General features: G+C 69.0%; 14 protein-coding genes and 1 riboswitch. Of the genes, 10 read left to right on the top strand and 4 right to left on the bottom strand.

Annotation, left to right across the window (positions count from 1 at the left end; genetic code table 11):
• Positions 1-32 precede the first annotated feature (32 nt).
• Positions 33-584: a PadR family transcriptional regulator gene (locus ACWF7A_RS16060; protein WP_452251212.1), complete on the bottom strand. Its 552-nt coding sequence runs from the start codon at positions 582-584 to the stop codon at positions 33-35.
• Positions 585-638: 54 nt separating this feature from the next.
• On the opposite strand from ACWF7A_RS16060, the gene metG reads away from it, so the two are divergent.
• From metG to ACWF7A_RS16105, 9 genes are all read left to right on the top strand, one after another.
• The gene (gene metG, locus ACWF7A_RS16065; RefSeq protein WP_452251213.1) at positions 639-2,432 is read left to right on the top strand and encodes a methionine--tRNA ligase; all 1,794 of its coding nucleotides are present in this window, start codon (positions 639-641) and stop codon (positions 2,430-2,432) included.
• Entirely contained in the window at positions 2,408-3,253 is an 846-nt protein-coding gene (locus ACWF7A_RS16070; RefSeq protein ID WP_452251214.1) for a TatD family hydrolase, read from the top strand. The genes metG and ACWF7A_RS16070 overlap by 25 nt, the downstream gene beginning before the upstream one ends.
• 302 nt (positions 3,254-3,555) lie before the next feature.
• The gene (locus tag ACWF7A_RS16075; protein WP_452251215.1) at positions 3,556-4,965 is read left to right on the top strand and encodes a transglycosylase family protein; all 1,410 of its coding nucleotides are present in this window, start codon (positions 3,556-3,558) and stop codon (positions 4,963-4,965) included.
• 112 nt (positions 4,966-5,077) lie between these two features.
• Positions 5,078-5,908, top strand: coding sequence for a 16S rRNA (adenine(1518)-N(6)/adenine(1519)-N(6))-dimethyltransferase RsmA (rsmA, locus tag ACWF7A_RS16080; protein ID WP_452251536.1), 831 nt, complete (start codon positions 5,078-5,080; stop codon positions 5,906-5,908).
• Between the two features lie 251 nt (positions 5,909-6,159).
• Positions 6,160-6,253: riboswitch (SAM riboswitch) on the top strand.
• A gap of 221 nt (positions 6,254-6,474) precedes the next feature.
• The gene (locus ACWF7A_RS16085) at positions 6,475-7,473 is read left to right on the top strand and encodes a methionine ABC transporter ATP-binding protein (protein WP_452251216.1); all 999 of its coding nucleotides are present in this window, start codon (positions 6,475-6,477) and stop codon (positions 7,471-7,473) included.
• Entirely contained in the window at positions 7,470-8,153 is a 684-nt protein-coding gene (locus tag ACWF7A_RS16090) for a methionine ABC transporter permease (protein WP_452251217.1), read from the top strand. Before ACWF7A_RS16085 ends, ACWF7A_RS16090 begins: the two co-directional genes overlap by 4 nt.
• Before the next feature lie 29 nt (positions 8,154-8,182).
• Positions 8,183-8,983 carry a MetQ/NlpA family ABC transporter substrate-binding protein gene (locus ACWF7A_RS16095; protein WP_452251218.1) on the top strand — a complete coding sequence of 267 codons (801 nt, stop codon included), beginning with the start codon at positions 8,183-8,185 and terminating at the stop codon, positions 8,981-8,983.
• 54 nt (positions 8,984-9,037) lie between these two features.
• Positions 9,038-10,003, top strand: a complete 966-nt coding sequence (locus ACWF7A_RS16100) for a 4-(cytidine 5'-diphospho)-2-C-methyl-D-erythritol kinase (protein ID WP_452251219.1) — start codon at positions 9,038-9,040, stop codon at positions 10,001-10,003.
• Between the two features lie 123 nt (positions 10,004-10,126).
• Complete coding sequence (locus tag ACWF7A_RS16105; RefSeq protein ID WP_452251220.1) at positions 10,127-11,899, top strand: ABC-F family ATP-binding cassette domain-containing protein; 1,773 nt, start codon at positions 10,127-10,129, stop codon at positions 11,897-11,899.
• Between the two features lie 24 nt (positions 11,900-11,923).
• Here the strand turns inward: ACWF7A_RS16105 and ACWF7A_RS16110 are convergent, their stop codons facing one another.
• Positions 11,924-13,261 (bottom strand): DivIVA domain-containing protein, encoded by a 1,338-nt coding sequence (locus tag ACWF7A_RS16110; RefSeq protein ID WP_452251221.1) that lies wholly within the window; start codon positions 13,259-13,261, stop codon positions 11,924-11,926.
• Positions 13,262-13,361: 100 nt separating this feature from the next.
• Here ACWF7A_RS16110 and ACWF7A_RS16115 point away from each other — a divergent pair, with 100 nt between their 5' ends.
• Entirely contained in the window at positions 13,362-14,975 is a 1,614-nt protein-coding gene (locus tag ACWF7A_RS16115; protein WP_452251222.1) for a fatty acyl-AMP ligase, read from the top strand.
• A gap of 348 nt (positions 14,976-15,323) precedes the next feature.
• Here ACWF7A_RS16115 and pth read toward each other — a convergent pair whose 3' ends face one another.
• Positions 15,324-15,887 carry an aminoacyl-tRNA hydrolase gene (gene pth / locus ACWF7A_RS16120; RefSeq protein ID WP_452251223.1) on the bottom strand — a complete coding sequence of 188 codons (564 nt, stop codon included), beginning with the start codon at positions 15,885-15,887 and terminating at the stop codon, positions 15,324-15,326.
• Positions 15,877-16,383, bottom strand: coding sequence for a DivIVA domain-containing protein (locus tag ACWF7A_RS16125; RefSeq protein ID WP_452251224.1), 507 nt, complete (start codon positions 16,381-16,383; stop codon positions 15,877-15,879). Before ACWF7A_RS16125 ends, pth begins: the two co-directional genes overlap by 11 nt.
• Positions 16,384-16,415 lie beyond the last annotated feature (32 nt).

The following is a 16,415-nucleotide window of genomic DNA, read 5'->3' on the forward strand; positions in this document are numbered from 1 at the left end:
ACTAGAGGCTAGCGAGAACTAATCAAGTTTGACTAGTCCCTCAGCTCGTACGCACCGGCCTCTAGGCGTTCGATCAGCTCCTGAGTCCAGCGCACCTGACCTTCGAGATGGACGAGCCAGAGTCGAAACAGCTCGCTGACGTGCGCGGGCTTGCCCATCTCCGGCATCGAGGAGATGCCGTGCCGGGTGGGGGTGAGCCGGCCTTCGAGGTCCGCGAGCCGGTTCTTCAGCAGCACGACCGCCCGCCCGCGCGGGACGAGGTTGAGCATCGCGACGGCCGCCGAGACCTCGTCGTTGGCGGCGTCCGCGGTGGCCAGCGCACGCCCGAGCAGGTCCTCCAGCTCGTGCTCGCCGGCCGGGGTGATCCGGTAGCTGGTGCGGGCGGGGCCCTCACCGGACTCGGTGCCCACCGGCTCCAGCAGTCCGTCCTTGGCCAGCGCCTTCAGCGCGTGGTAGATCGAGCCCGGCTGCACGTTCGCCCAGGCCTCCGCCGACCACGACCTCAGCTCGCGGCGCACCACATAACCGTGTGCCTCGCCGACGAGCTTGACCACGCCGAGCACCAGCATTCTGGTCGCGGACAAACCGACCTCCCACTCGGTGGAAACACCCTGGCACCGCCTCCGTAGGCTATGTCCATGAGTGCCTCCGTACTGACCGCGGTGGCCTGGCCTTATGCCAACGGCCCCAGGCACATCGGTCACGTCTCCGGTTTCGGTGTCCCGTCCGACGTCTTCTCCCGCTACATGCGAATGTCCGGACACCGGGTGCTCATGGTCAGCGGCACGGACGAGCACGGCACACCCATCCAGGTGCAGGCCGAGAAGGAAGGGCTCACCGCCCGCGAGCTCGCCGACAAGTACAACCGCGTCATCGCCGGTGACCTGCAGGGCCTCGGCCTGTCCTACGACCTCTTCACCCGCACCACCACCGGCAACCACTACCAGGTGGTGCAGGACCTGTTCTCCGCGCTGTGGAAGAACGGCTACGTCGTCCCCAAGACCGAGATGGGCGCCATCAGCCCGTCGACCGGCCGCACGCTGCCCGACCGCTACATCGAGGGCACCTGCCCGATCTGCGGCTACGAGGGCGCGCGCGGCGACCAGTGCGACAACTGCGGCAACCAGCTCGACCCGTCCGAGCTGATCAACCCGCGCTCGAAGATCAACGGCGAGACGCCGAAGTTCGTCGAGACCGAGCACCTGTTCCTCGACCTGTCCGCGTTCATCGACTCGCTGGGCAGCTGGATGGGCACGCGGTCCGACTGGCGTCCGAACGTGCTCAAGTTCTCGCAGAACCTGATCAAGGACCTGCGGCCGCGCGCCATCACCCGCGACCTCGACTGGGGTGTGCCGATCCCGCTCGACGGGTGGAGCGACCAGCCGATGAAGCGGTTCTACGTGTGGTTCGACGCCGTCATCGGGTACCTGAGCGCGTCCGTCGAGTGGGCGCGGCGCACCGGGAACCCGGATGCCTGGAAGGAGTTCTGGACGGGCGACGCCCAGGGCTACTACTTCATGGGCAAGGACAACATCGTCTTCCACTCGCTCATCTGGCCGTCGCTGCTGCTCGGGCAGAACGGCGCGGGCGACAAGGGCGGCGAGCCCGGCCGGTTCGGCACGCTGAACCTGCCGACCGAGGTCGTGTCGTCGGAGTACCTGACGATGAGCGGCTCGAAGTTCTCGACCTCGCGCGGCACCGTGATCTACGTCGGCGACTTCCTGAAGGAGTTCGGGCCGGACGCGCTGCGGTACTTCATCTCCGTCGCGGGTCCCGAGAACCAGGACACCGACTTCACCTGGGAGGAGTTCGTCCGCCGGACGAACTTCGAGCTGGCGAACGAGTGGGGCAACCTGGTCAACCGCTCGATCTCGATGGCGCACAAGAACGTCGGTGCCATCCCGAAGGCCACGTCGCTGACCCCGGCCGACCACGAGCTGCTCGCGCAGTCCAAGGCGGCGTTCGAGACCGTCGGCGCGCACCTGCGCCGCTCGCGGTTCAAGCAGGCCTCGGGCGAGGCCATGCGCGTGATCTCCCTGGCGAACAAGTACCTGTCCGACCAGGAGCCGTGGAAGCTCAAGGACGACCTGGACCGCCGCGACTCGGTGCTGCACACGGCACTGCAGGTGGTGCAGGACGCGAACACGCTGATGACGCCGTTCCTGCCGCACTCGGCGCAGAAGGTGCACGAGGCGTTGGGTGGCACGGGCGTGTGGGCCGCACAGCCGGAACTGACCGAGGTCGACGACCTGGACATCCCCGAGCGTTCGTACCCGGTGCTGACCGGTGACTACGCCGGTGAGCAGGCCAAGTGGGAGTCGACGCCGATCGAGGTCGGCCGGCCGCTGCAGAAGCCGTCGCCGCTGTTCGCGAAGCTGGACGCGAAGCTGGGCGAGGTCGGGCCCGAATGGGCTCCGATCGTGACCGAGTAGTGGCGGACAAGCGTGAACGACCGCCGGTGCCGGAAGCTCTTCCGGCACCGGTGATCGACGCCCACACCCATCTCGACGCGTGTGGTGCCTCCACCGCTGCCGACGTGGCGGTCCTGCTCGACCGGGCCGAGGCCGCCGGCGTCTCGCACGTGATCACCGTGGCGGACGACCTGGCCGCCGCGCGGTGGGCCGCCGAAGCGTCCACATGGGACCCGAGGGTCTACGCGGCGGTGGCCGTGCACCCGACGCGCACGTCGTCCTTCGGGGACGCGGAGAAGGCCGAGCTGGAACGTCTCGCCGCCTTCGACCGAGTGGTGGCGATCGGCGAGACCGGTCTGGACTACTACTGGGACTACTCGCCGCCCGCCGCCCAGCACGACGCTTTCCGTTGGCACATCGACCTTTCCAAGCGCGTCGGGAAGCCGTTGATGATCCACGACAGGGACGCGCACGAGGACATCCTCAAGGTGCTCGACTCCGAGGGAGCACCGTCCACTGTGGTCTTCCACTGCTTCTCGGGAGACGCGGACTTCGCGCGGCGGTGCGTCGACGCGGGGTACGTGCTGTCGTTCGCGGGGCCGGTGACGTTCAAGAACGCCCGTGCGCTGCGGGAAGCGGTGCAGCTCGTGCCGCAAGATCAGCTGCTGGTCGAGACGGACGCGCCGTTCCTGACGCCGCATCCGTACCGCGGACGTCCCAATGAACCCTATTGTGTGAATTACACAGTTCGCGATATCGCTACGTTGCGTGGCGAAGATCTTTCTGAACTCTGCGTCGCTGTCACCCGTACTGCTCAACGAGTGTTCGGGCTGGACCACTGAAATGCGACGTAGAGCGAACGGAGTACAGGGTTGCTACCCCCATGGGGTGACTGACGTCACAACATTGGCGGGGGTGTTTGCGCAACGTCGGCTACCCCGTTACTGTCCCGTGACCGTGCCACCTGAGCCGACCCTGTCGGTTCGGAGCACGCCCGCAGTCGGGGCGGGACCGAAGCCAGAAGCGCGAAGAAGCGAGACCACGTAGGAGGAGTTGCCGGGAACCTTCGAGCTCCAACTCGAATGATCTTGTCAACGCCAACTGTGCGGTGGCCTCACAGCTTCCGCAATGGAGGTATCGACCCTTGTCTGGTAGCGACAGAACTGCCGCTCCGTACGACTTCAACGACGACACGGACTGGTTCACGCCGGTCGGTGGCACGGCGGTGGACGTCGCTGATCCCCACCCGAGCTTCCCCGCCGGTGCGCTGACCATCACGCCCGCGGACGTGCTCGAGGTGCTCGGCCCGGACGCCGACGACCTCCTGGCCTCGGCCAACGTCGACGTCGACGAGCTGATCCGTCTCATCAACGCCGAGACGACGATCATGCCGCCCCTCGTCCTCCCGTCGGAGGAAGAGGAGCAGGCCGACCCGCAGGTCCTCGTCAAGGCCGCCTCCACGTGGAAGCGCCGCTTCCTCAAGGGCACCGTCGCCGCGATCCTCGTGTCGATCTCCGGTGGCGGCGTGACCGCCATGGCGATGGACAAGTCGCTGACCGTCGAGGTCGACGGCGCGCTGCAGACCGTCCACTCCTACGAGGGCACGGTCGGCGACGTCCTGGCGGAGGAGGGCATCGTCGTCGGTGAGCACGACGCCCTGTCGCCCTCGCTGAACGCCCCGATCTCCGACGGCGGCAAGATCAGCCTCGACCGCGGCCGCCTGCTCAAGATGAGCGTCGACGGCCAGGCTCGCGAGGACTGGGTCCGCTCCGTCACCGTCGAGGAGGCCGCCAAGCAGCTCGGCGTGCCGCTCGAGGGCGCGTGGATGTCGATGCCCGGCTCGCACGCCGTGCCGCTCGAGGGGATGAACCTCGAGGTCAAGACCAGCAAGACCATCAAGCTGTTCGACGGCGCGAACCCGATGCGCGAGGTCAAGACGACCGCGCTGACCGTCGACGAGCTGCTCAAGGGCGAGAACCTCTCCCTCGGCCCGGAGGACGCGGTCGCGTCCGGCGTGGACGTGAAGCTCGCGACCGGTGCCGAGGTCTACATCTCCCGCACCGGCGTCACGGTCATCAACGTGAACGAGCCGGTCGCGCCGCCGGTCGAGAAGACCAACGACCCGAACATGACCGCGGGCCAGCAGACCGTCACCGACCCCGGCGCGCCGGGCGAGCAGACCTCGCAGTACCGCGTGACGGTCAAGAACGGCAAGGAAGTCAGCCGCGAGAAGCTGAGCAGCAAGGTCACCAAGGAGCCGAAGCCCAAGAAGATCACCGTGGGCACGAAGCCGCTGCCCGACGGTGAGGTCTGGGACCGCCTCGCCAAGTGCGAAGCGGGCGGCAACTGGGCCATCAACACCGGCAACGGCTACTACGGCGGCCTCCAGTTCTCGGCCAGCACCTGGGCCGCGAACGGTGGCACCGCCTACGCGCAGCTGCCGCACCAGGCGACCCGCGAACAGCAGATCGCCACCGCGACCAAGCTGCGCGACCGCGCAGGTGGCACGTACGGCGCCTGGCCGGGCTGCCGCGCGAAGCTCGGCCTGCCGTAAACCTCTCTCCGTCCCCCGCCGAAGGCCGCCCGTGGTTCGCCACGGGCGGCCTTCGCCGTTGCGGGCCGTGCGGCCTCTGGCAACGGCCTGGTGCGAGAATGCACCGGTGAGCCTGCTGGGACCTGCCGAAGTTCGCCGTCTAGCCGCCGAGCTGGACATCCGCCCGACCAAGAAGCTGGGCCAGAACTTCGTGCACGACCCCAACACGGTCCGCAAGATCGTCGCCGCGGCCGGTCTCACCGAGGACGACGTCGTCCTGGAGGTCGGGCCCGGTCTCGGGTCGCTGACCCTCGCGCTGCTCCCCAGCGCCAAGCAGGTCGTCGCGGTCGAGATCGACCCGCCGCTGGCGCAACGGCTCCCGCAGACGGTCGCGGAGATGGACCCGGAGAACGCGGGCAAGCTCCACGTCGTCCTCGAGGACGCCATGAAAGTCACCCAAGAAGACCTGCCGGCACAACCCACCGCGATCGTCGCGAACCTGCCTTACAACGTCGCGGTCCCGGTGGTGCTGCACCTCCTGGCCGAACTCCCCAGCCTTCGCAAGGGTCTGGTGATGGTGCAGGCCGAGGTGGCCGACCGGATGGCGGCCAAGCCCGGCAACAAGATCTACGGCGTCCCCAGCGTGAAGCTCGCCTGGTACGCCGAGTCGAAGAAGGCCGGCTCGATCGGCAAGAACGTGTTCTGGCCCGCGCCCAACGTCGACTCGGGGCTGGTCTGGTTCCAGCGCCACGAAAAGCCGCTGTCCACAGTGGACCGCAAGCGGCTCTTCCAGATCGTCGACGCCGCTTTCGCGCAGCGCCGCAAGACCCTGCGGGCCGCCCTCAGGGGCTGGTCCGGCAACACGATGGACATCGACGAACTGCTCGCGAAAGCGGGCGTCGACCCGCAGCTCCGGGGCGAGCAGCTGAGCGTGATCGACTTCATCCGGATCGCGGAGGTCTAGGGCCTGTGTCGAAGTTCGGTCCGAGGTAGCCGGGCCCGAGGCGGCCCCTGGCGGCCCGGCCGGCCGGCCCACGTACAACACCGGTACGCAGGCCGTCCGGCCGCACCACCGGGAACCACCTCAAGCGCGGCTCCCGGCGAACCGAACTTCGACACAGGCCCTGGCCGGGGATCCATCGGCCATCAGTGTGATCTGTCGAACGAATCGGGTTTTGGCTTGCGCAACCGAACGTCCGTCCGGTTGACTCTTACTTGCCATCCGGAGCGACTGAGAGACCTGGCTCTACGACGTCGCAGCAACCACCCGCTGGATGCGGGCAGGTGCTAACGCCAGGACCGATGGAGGATCACCATGGGTACCACGCGAATGCTGACGCGCCGTCGAGTCGTCGACCAGTGCCGTCGCACCGCTTCTGCATGTCGTCGCCACCTCGTCTAAGGCGCCTTCTCAAAGTCCTTTGACGCGCACTCGCTTGAAGAGTGGCGCACACACCTGAGCAGAAACCTCGACCGCGCACGTCCGCCACGAGCGGACGAGGTGCCGTCGCGCGCAGCCGTGGAGCAGAAGTGATCACTGTCGAAAACCTCACCAAGTCCTTCCAGGGTGTCTCGGCCCTCAACGGCGTGACCCTCGACGTCGAGGCGGGCACCGTGCTCGGCGTGGTCGGCCCGAGTGGTGCCGGCAAGTCGACGCTCGCCCGGTGCGTCGCGCTGCTGGAGCGTCCCGACTCCGGGGCGATCCGCGTCGACGGCACCGACATCACGAGCCTCGACGGCTCCGCGCTCCGTGCGGCCCGCAGGCAGATCGGCGTTGTGCCGCAAGGGGATTCGCTTCTCCGTCAGCGCACGGCCGCCGGCAACATCGCACTGCCGCTCGAGTCCGCGGGTGTGCCCGGACCGCAGCGCCGCACCCGCGTGGGCGAGCTGCTCGACCTCGTCGGGCTCACCGACAAGGCCGCCTCGTACCCCGACCAGCTCTCCGGCGGGCAGCGCCAGCGCATCGCCGTGGCACGCGCCCTCGCCGCCAACCCGTCCGTGCTGCTCGCCGACGAGCCCACGTCCGCGCTGGACCCGGAGACCACCGGTTCCGTGCTGACCGTGCTCGACCGTGCGCGCGCCGAGCTCGGGGTGACGGTTCTCGTCGTCACGCACGACATGGGCGTGGTCCGGAAGATCTGCGACGACGTCGCCGTGCTGGAGCAGGGCCGCGTCGTCGAACACGGCAAGGTCCTCGACCTGGTCAACAACGCGGGAAGCCGGACGAGCAGCGCGCTGCTGCCCGCCGTCGACCTGAACCCGATCAACGAGAGCAGCTACGACCGCGTCGCGGACGTCGTGCTCGTCGGGTTCGCCGCGGTCGGCGCCCTTCTTCCCGAGGTCTCCCACCGGTTCGGCGTCGAGCTGAACATCGTCGGTGGTGGCCTCACGCGACTGGGCGAGACGCCGGTCGCACGGTTCCGGCTCGGCCTGAACGGCGAGCGCTCGGACTCCGCTCTCGAGTGGATCGGCGAGGCCGGCGGCTCGGTGCAGAGGTCCCTGAAGGGCCCCCAGGGAGTAGCTGCGTGAGGTCTGCAACACCCTGGTCCGACGTCTTCAGCTTTCTGCTCGAAGCCACGGGCGAGACGCTCTACATGGTCGGCGTCTCGACCGTCATCGCCACCGTTCTCGGAGTTCCCGTAGGTGTCTGGCTGCAGCTCACCGCTCAGGGTGGGCTGCGGCCGAACGCCGTGGTGCACAGGATCCTCAGCTTCGTGACCGACCTGGGCCGCTCGATGCCGTTCATCGTGCTGCTCGTCGCGCTCACGTCGGTCACCCGCCTGCTCGTCGGTGGCTCCATCGGCAGCACGGCGGTCATCGTGCCGCTCGCCGTGGGAGCGATCCCCTTCGTCGGCAGGCTGGTGCAGAACATCCTGTCCGAGGTGCACGTGACCGTGGTCGAGGCCGCGATCACCACGGGCGCCTCGACGCTGAGGATCGTGCGCAGCGTGCTGATCCGCGAGTCGCTGCCCGCCCTGATCAACGCCATCGGCGTCACCGTGATCGCCCTCATCGGGTACTCGGCGATGGCGGGCGTGATCGGCGGCGGTGGCCTCGGCGACCTGGCGATCCGCGAGGGCTACCAGCGCTTCAACGACCGGATCCTGTGGAGCACCGTGGCGTGGCTCGCCGTGCTCACCACCGTGATCCAGTTCGGTTTCACCCGTGCCGCCCGTGCGTCCGACCGGCGCCGGCACGCCTCCGTCTGACCCGTAGCAAGATTCTCAAAAGGAACGTCATGCGTATTCGTGCTGCCCTGATCGCAGTTGCTTTGACCGGTTTGACCGCTCTGTCCGCCTGCTCGTCGGGTGGTGCCAGTGCCTCCGACACGCTCAAGGTCGGTGTCTCCCCGGTTCCGCACGCCCAGATCCTCAAGTACGTGGCCGACAACCTCGCCGCGCAGAAGGGTCTCAAGATCGAGGTCGTCGAGTTCACCGACTACGTGCAGCCGAACACGGCGCTGGTCGACGGGTCGCTCGACGCCAACTACTTCCAGACCGTCCCGTACCTGGAGACGTTCACCAAGGAGTCCGGCGCGAAGGTCGAGTGGGTCCAGCCGGTCCACGTCGAGCCGCTCGGCCTCTACTCGAAGAAGGCCAAGAAGCTCGACGAGCTGCCGTCCGGCGCCAAGATCGCCGTCGCCAACGACGCCACCAACGAGGCCCGCGGCCTGAAGCTGCTGGAGGCGAACGGCCTGATCAAGCTCAAGGCCGTCGACCAGCCGACGGTCCGCGACCTCGCGGAGAACCCCAAGAACCTGCAGTTCGTGCCCCTGGAGGCCGCTCAGCTGCCCCGGTCGCTGGAGGACACGGACGCGTCCGTGATCAACGGCAACTACGCGATCGACGCGGGCCTCAAGCCCGCCACCGACTCGCTCGCGCTGGAGAAGGCCGAGGGCAACCCGAACGCGAACGGCCTGGTCACCCGCGCCGAGCTCAAGGGCGACAAGCGCGTGAAGGACCTGGCGGAGCTGCTCGCGTCGCAGCAGGTCAAGGACTACATCAAGCAGACCTTCAACGGTTCGGTCATCCCGGTCTGAGCGGCACAGTGACCGGGGGAGGAGTCCGGGACCCCAGAACGCCCGTAGGCTGACATGGTGCTCGCAGTCGTTCCTCCCCCGGTCACAGTTCGCGTCCCGGCCAAGGTCAACCTGCACCTGGCCGTAGGAGACGTGCGCCCGGACGGTTACCACGACCTGGTGACGATCTTCCAGGCGCTGTCGCTGGTCGACGAGGTCACGGTCGCGGTCGCCGACGAGCCAGGCGTCGAGGTCTACGGCGAGGGCGCCGACCAGGTGCCCACCGGAGCCTCGAACCTCGCCTGGCGCGCGGTCCAGCTGCTCGCCACGCACGTCGGCAAGGACCCGGACGACCCGAAGGTCCGCGTCGTCATCCGCAAGGCCATCCCGGTCGCGGGAGGCATGGCGGGCGGCAGTGCCGACGCGGCGGCGACGCTGGTCGGCCTGTCGTCGTTGTGGCGCCTGGAGATCACCCGTGACGAGCTGGCCGAACTGGCCGGCAAGCTCGGCGCCGACGTCCCGTTCGCCTTGTACGGCGGCACCGCCGTCGGCACCGGCCGCGGCGAGCGGATCGTGCCCGTGCTGGGCCGTCACCAGTTCCACTGGGTGCTCGCGTTCGACCGTCGTGGACTGTCCACTCCGGACGTCTTCGACGAGCTGGACCGCCTGCGCGCAGAAGGAGATCCGCCCCGCGTGGGCGCGGTCGAGGCGGTGCTCGAGGGGCTGTCCTCCGGCGATCCGAGGCAGCTCGCCCTGCTGCTCGGCAACGACCTGCAGGCCGCCGCGGTCTCGTTGCGCCCGAACCTGCGCCGCACGCTGCGCGCGGGTGTCGACGCGGGTGCGCTGGCCGGCATCGTGTCCGGGTCCGGCCCCACGACGGCGTTCCTCTGCGAGGACGGTGACACAGCGGTGAAGGTGGCCGCCGAGCTCGCCGGCGCGGGGGTCTGCCGCACGGTCCGGGTCGCGCACGGGCCGGTGCCCGGTGCCCGCGTGATCACGACCGAGGAGCCGAAGCCCGTCCCTCCCGAGGTGCACGCGTAACGGCTTTCGGGGCCCTTCTTCGCGGCCGTGCGGCCGCTTGCCCTGTTCAAGGCTGGTGAACAGGGCCTTTGGGCTCGGTAGGTAGCCTTCGCGGGGCAGTTTCTTACTAGTCGTGAGGTTTTGATGGCCAACCTGGTCAACCTGGAGTCCGTGTCGAAGTCGTTCGGCGTCCGGCCGCTGCTCGACGGCGTGTCGCTCGGCGTCAACGAGGGCGACCGCATCGGCGTCGTCGGCCTGAACGGCGGCGGCAAGACGACGCTGCTCGAGGTGCTGGCCGGGGTGGAGCCGTCCGACGAGGGCCGGGTGTCGCGGTCGCGCGACCTGCGGATGGCCGTCGTGACGCAGCGGACCGAACTGCCCGAGGGCTCGACCGTGCGCAACGCGGTGATCGACCCGCTCGGGTTCGACGCCGAACACGAGTGGGCGTCCGACGCCCGCGTCCGGTCCATTTTGGACGGACTCGGGATCACCGCGCTGGGCCTCGACTCCGTGGTGTCGCGGATGTCCGGTGGTGAACGGCGCCGCGTCGTGCTGGCCGCCGCGCTCATCCAGGACCTCGAGCTGCTCGTGCTGGACGAGCCGACCAACCACCTCGACGTCGAGGGCGTGCGGTGGCTCGCGGAGCACCTGCTGGCCCGCAAGTGCGCGCTCGTCGTCGTCACCCACGACCGGTGGTTCCTCGACACCGTCTGCAACCGCACGTGGGAAGTCGTGAACGGCAAGGTCGAGCAGTACGAGGGCGGGTACGCCGACTGGATCTACGCGCGCGCCGAACGGCAGCGGCTCGCGGACACGCTGGAGGAGAAGCGGCAGAACCTGGCGCGCAAGGAGCTCGCGTGGCTGCGCCGCGGCGCGCCCGCGCGGACGTCCAAGCCGCGCTACCGGATCGAGGCCGCCGAGGCGTTGATCGCGGACGTGCCCCCGTTGCGGGACAACGTGGAGCTGCTCGCGTTCGCGAAGAAGCGCCTGGGCCGCACGGTCATCGAGATCGAGGACGCCACACTGTCCATTCCGGACCGGGTGCTGGTGCGCGACCTGACGTGGCGCATCGGGCCCGGTGAGCGGATCGGACTCGTCGGCGTCAACGGCTCGGGCAAGACGACGCTGCTGAAGCTGCTGGCCGGCGAGCGCGAGACCGAGACGGGCAAGCGGATCCAGGGCTCGACGGTCAAGATCGCGCACCTCTCGCAGGAGCTGCTCGACCTCAACGGGTCGATGCGCGTGCTGGAGGCGATCGAGGAGGTCGCGCGGCGCGTCGTGCTCGGCAAGTACGAGATGTCGGCGTCGCAGCTGGGCGAGCGGTTCGGGTTCTCGTCGCAGAAGCAGTGGACGCCGGTCTCCGACCTGTCCGGTGGTGAGCGGCGCCGGCTGCAGCTGTGCCGGCTGCTGATGGCCGAGCCGAACGTGCTGCTGCTCGACGAGCCGACGAACGACCTGGACATCGACACGTTGCAGCAGCTCGAAGACCTGCTCGACTCGTGGGCCGGCACGCTCGTCGTGATCTCCCACGACCGGTACCTGGTCGAGCGCGTGTGCGACAAGGTCGTCGCGCTGTTCGGCGACGGCGGCCTGACCGAGCTGCCCGGCGGCATCGAGGAGTACCTCAAGCGCCGCGACTCGATGCGCGACAGGGAGTCCGCCACCGCCGCCCCGGCCGCGGACAAGGCTCCGTCGAACGCCGCGGACCAGCGTGCCGCCCGCAAGGAGCTGGCCCGGCTGGAGCGCAGGCTCGAGGTGCTGCACAAGAAGGAGGCCGAGCTGCACGCGGCGCTCGCGGAGGCCGCGACGGACTCCAGCCGGTTGCTGAAGCTCGACGCCGAGCTCCGCGCCGTGCTGGCGGAGGAGTCCGACGTGGAGGCCCAGTGGATGGTCGCGGCCGAGGTCGTCGAAGGCTGAGGCCCTCGGGGCGGCGCTCGAGGGCTACTTGCCCTTGCGGCGCAGCTCGTCGGCGAGTTGGGGCAGCAGCTCGTCGATGAACGACGTGTCGTAGCCCTGGCCGGAGAGCAGCGCGTAGCTGAAGCGGGCCTTCATGACCTCGTCGGAGCTCGCGCCCAGCATCCCGTCGAGCGCGACGCCGATCTCCTCCAGCATCCGGTCGACCTGCGCGGTGCGGTAGCCGCGCGTGCCGGACGCCGCCTGCGGGATCCGCAGCTGGCGAAGGTCCTTCCACGACTTCACCGACGGCATGCTGCTGCGCACCGGACCGGAGAGCTGCAGCTCGATCTGGCCGAGGAACGCGTCGACCTCGGTCTCGTCGTAGCCGCGCCGGCCGATCAACGGGCGGGAGAACCTGATGTCGCGGACGTCCTTGCCGGTCAGGTTGTCCTGGCCGAGCAACGTCGCCTCGATGCGGTCGAGGAACGCGTCCACCTGGGACTCCTGGTAGCCGCGGCGGCCGCGGGGAGGACGGTGGAACGCGATGTTGCGGATGTCCGCGGCGGTGAACTTCGCAGCCTCGACCGACTGCTGGGAGGCGGGCTGCTGCGCGGGCTGCCGTTTCTGGGGCTGAGGGGCCCGTGGGCGCTGCTGCGGCTGGGGCCGGGGGTCCGGCTGAGCACGGCGTTCCTGCGGCCGTTGCTGTTGCTGGGGGAGCGGCGGGAGCTGGGTCGTCGGCGGGCCTGCGTCGCGCGGCGGCGGGGCGGTCTCGAACATCAGCACCACGAGGTCGAGGAACGTGTCGACGTCTTCCTCGTCGTAGCCGAACGTGCCGGGCGCGGTCTCGCCGAACACGGCGTCCTGCACCTGCTGGGCGGTCAGGTTGTCCCTGCCGCGAAGGGACTGCTCGATGCGGTCGAGGAACGCGTCGATCTGGCCCTCGTGGTAACCGCGGGTCCCCGGTCTGGGCTTGTGGAAGCGCACGGCGGCGACGTCGTCGGGGGACAGCCGGACCGCGGGTCTCATCGCCTGCGACGTCGCGTGGGCGCCCTGGGCGGGCGCTGAGGCCTGCTGGCGTTGCGGGGTGGAGCGCAGCGTGTCCGCCACGAGCTCCATGAAGACGTTGACCTCGTTCACGTCGTAGCCCGGGTCCCGGGTCGCCGTGCTGAACTTGACGCCCAGCACGTCCTCGCGCGTGAGGATGTCCTTGCTCTTCATGGTGCCCTCGACCCGGTCGAGGAACGCGTCCACCTCAGCCGCGTCGTACCCGCGCTGACCCAGCGGGGGACGGTGGAACGCGACCAGGGCCACGTCCTGTGCGGACAGCAGAGGTGCCGGATGCGCGGGCAGACGATGCTGCGCTCCGGGGCCGCCCCGATCCACCAATGACCTCCTCCTGCGTACCTGTACTGGGGAGTATCGCGTTTCGCGTGGCATAACGTTTCGCCCTGATGGACCAAACGGCGCCACTACGATCGCGAACATGAGTCAGTTCGTGGATTTGATGCTGGCGACGGCCTCCAACGGCCGGGACAGGGGCATGACGACGGGTGAACCCGCCGCGCCCGTCCGCCGGACCTGGGCCGAGGTGCACGAACGCGCCCGGCGGATGGCCGGTGCGCTCGACGTGGCGCCGGGCACCGCGATCGCCGTGCTCGCCGCCGAACCAGCCGTGATCGCCCCAGCCGTGCAGGCCGCATGGCTGTGTGGTGGCAGCGTCACGATGTTGCATCAACCCACACCACGCACCGACCTGGCCGAGTGGGCCGAGGACACGTTGCGGGTGCTTGCCATGATCGATTCGCACCTGGTCCTGCTCGGCAGCCCCTTCGACGCCCTGGCTGCCGTTCTGGACCAGCACGGAGTGCCGTACAAACTGCTCTCCGAACTCGATGCGGAACCGATCGCTGCTCCTGTTCCCACCGACGAGGATGCCACGGCACTGCTGCAGTTGACGAGTGGATCGACCGCCGATCCGAAGGCCGTCCGCATCACCCACCGCAACCTGATGGCCAACGCCGAGGGCATGCGGATCGCGGCGGCACTCGATCCCACCTCGGACGTCATGGTTTCGTGGCTGCCGTTGTTCCACGACATGGGGATGGTCGGCTTCCTGACCGTGCCGATGCTGTTCGGCCTGGAATTGGTGAAGGTCACACCCGTCGACTTCCTGTCCCGCCCGACCTTGTGGGCCGACCTCATCACCCGGCACCGCGGCACCATCACCGCGGCGCCGAACTTCGCCTACGCGATCGTGGCGCGCCGGCTCGCCTCGTCGTCCGACTCCTTCGACCTGTCCTCGTTGCGGCTGGCGCTGAACGGCGCCGAGCCGATCGACCCGGCGGCCGTGAAGTCGTTCGTGGACGCCGGGGCTCGGTTCGGACTGCGGCCGGAGTCGATCCTCGCGGCCTACGGCATGGCGGAGACCACTCTGGGTGTCGCTTTCGCGCCCCTGTTCACCGGGCTGTCGGTGGACGTGGTCGATGCGGACGCGTTGGAGGCCAAGCATCGCGCGGTACCCACCGAGGGTGGGCGTGCGTTCCCGTTGCTCGGGCCGCCGTTGTCCGGGCTGGAGCTGCGGGTGGTGTCGGACGACGGTGCTGTCCTGGGCGTCCGGGACGTCGGCGAGCTGCAGATCCGCGGCGAGGCCGTCACTCCCGGGTACCTGACCGTGAACGGCCCACTGGCCACACAGGACGCGGAGGGGTGGCTGTCCACCGGGGACGTCGGGTACGTGGTGGAAGACGGCCAGGTGGTCGTCTGCGGGCGCCGCAAGGACGTCATCATCATGGGTGGGCGCAACATCTACCCGACCGATGTGGAGCGTGCCGCCTGCTCGGTGGAGGGCGTGCGGCCCGGTAACGCCGTCGCGGTGCGGTTGGACGCCGGGACTCAGCGGGAGCGGTTCGCCGTGGTGCTGGAGTCGAAGCTCGCCGGGGACGCCGAAGCCGAGAAGGACCTGGTCAAGCAGGTGACGGCCCGGGTCGTGGACGCGGTCGGGCTGCGGCCGTTCGCCGTGGTGGTGCAGCCGCCGGGGACGTTGCCGAAGACGCCGTCCGGGAAGCTTCGCCGGTCGGCGGCCGCCGGACTGGTCTAGTAGAGGTCGTCCAGTTCTGCCAGTCGCTCGCGCAACTCCCTCGCACTGCTGCGGGGGAGTTGCGCGGACGACGAAGCCGAGGATTTCTCTTGCCTCGAGCGGATCGTCGCAGCATCCCCAGAAGCCGCAGCCGCGGTTGTCGTCGTCGACCAGCAGACGCCGGTACGGGTTGCGGACGAACGTGGCCCACGACGTCAGGGCCTGCTGGACGGCGAACGGCCAGAGGTAGCCGCGGTTCAGCTCCAGCGACATGACGTCGCGGATGAAACGGTCGCTGAACCTGCTCAGCTCGTTGGGGCGCCTACGCGGCATGGCCCTTTCGGTTGCTCATGCCGTCCATTGTGCCCGCTAGTGGAAGCTGTTTTGCGCGGCTTCGAGGCCCTTGGTGACCAGGGCCTCGGCCGCGTCGGCCGCCCGGTCGATCTCCAGGGCGAGCTGCTTGCGTTCGACCGTCGAGAAGTCCTTGAGGACGTAGTCCGCCGGGTCCTGGCGGCCTGACGGGCGGTCGACGCCGAAACGCAGGCGGTGGTAGTCCTTGGTGCCCAGGGACTTCGTGATGGAGCGGAGTCCGTTGTGGCCGTTGTCGCCGCCGCCGAGCTTCATGCGCAGCTGGGCGAACGGGAGGTCCAGCTCGTCGTGGATCACGACGATGGTGGTGGGCTTGAAGAACTTGACGGCGCTCGCGACGGGGCCGCCGGAGAGGTTCATGAAGCTGCGCGGCTTCGCCAGCACGACGCGGTGGCCGGACAGACGGCCCTCGACGATCTCGGCGCCGGACTTGTGGGCCTTGAACTTGCCGCCGACGCGCGCGGCCAGTTCGTCCAGGACGAGGAAGCCGATGTTGTGGCGGTTGCCCTCGTACTTGGGGCCTGGGTTGCCCAGCCCGACGATGAGGGCGAGGTCAGCGTCCACGGAACCGCAACTCCTGCTCGAGATCGTCCAGCAACGTGTCGACGGCCTGCACCTGGTACCCCTTGCCCAGCAGGCCGGACGTGGTGCTGAACCGGGTGTTGCGGACCTCGGTGGAGGTCATGGCGCCCCGGCCGTCCAGGTTGGCCGCGGCACGGAGGATGAAGGCGTCGACTTCGGCGCGATCGTAGCCGGTGCCGGCCTTCGTGAGCTTGCGCGCGTGCAGGTCCGCGCCGGTGTTCAGGCCCGTCGGCGGCACTATGCCGTTGCGGACCTGGTACTCCAGCAGGTGCAGGACCCCGTCGACGCTGAGCGGGTCGTAGCCGTTCGGGACCGAGGCGAACCGGACGGTGCGCACGTGGTCCGGGTTCAGCCGGAGCCTGCCGGCCAGCGCGTCGGCGATGATCAGCAGGAACTCGTGCACCTGGCCGGGGTCGTACCCTTGCTTCTTGCGGCGGAACGTCTTCGACCGCACGTCGGCGGGCCGCAGGTACTGCAACGGCGCGCCGCCCCCCTTGTGAGGAGGCGACG

This window comes from Lentzea sp. NPDC055074 (assembly GCF_053608005.1).

Excerpts from the sequence above, each read along its gene's own strand:
- ACWF7A_RS16115 (WP_452251222.1), top strand. The coding sequence starts at position 13,362 with ATGAGTCAGTTCGTGGATTTGATGCTGGCGACGGCCTCCAACGGCCGG.
- ACWF7A_RS16070 (WP_452251214.1), top strand. The coding sequence starts at position 2,408 with ATGGGCTCCGATCGTGACCGAGTAGTGGCGGACAAGCGTGAACGACCG.
- ACWF7A_RS16095 (WP_452251218.1), top strand. The coding sequence starts at position 8,183 with ATGCGTATTCGTGCTGCCCTGATCGCAGTTGCTTTGACCGGTTTGACC.
- ACWF7A_RS16100 (WP_452251219.1), top strand. The coding sequence starts at position 9,038 with ATGGTGCTCGCAGTCGTTCCTCCCCCGGTCACAGTTCGCGTCCCGGCC.
- ACWF7A_RS16105 (WP_452251220.1), top strand. The coding sequence starts at position 10,127 with ATGGCCAACCTGGTCAACCTGGAGTCCGTGTCGAAGTCGTTCGGCGTC.
- metG (WP_452251213.1), top strand. The coding sequence starts at position 639 with ATGAGTGCCTCCGTACTGACCGCGGTGGCCTGGCCTTATGCCAACGGC.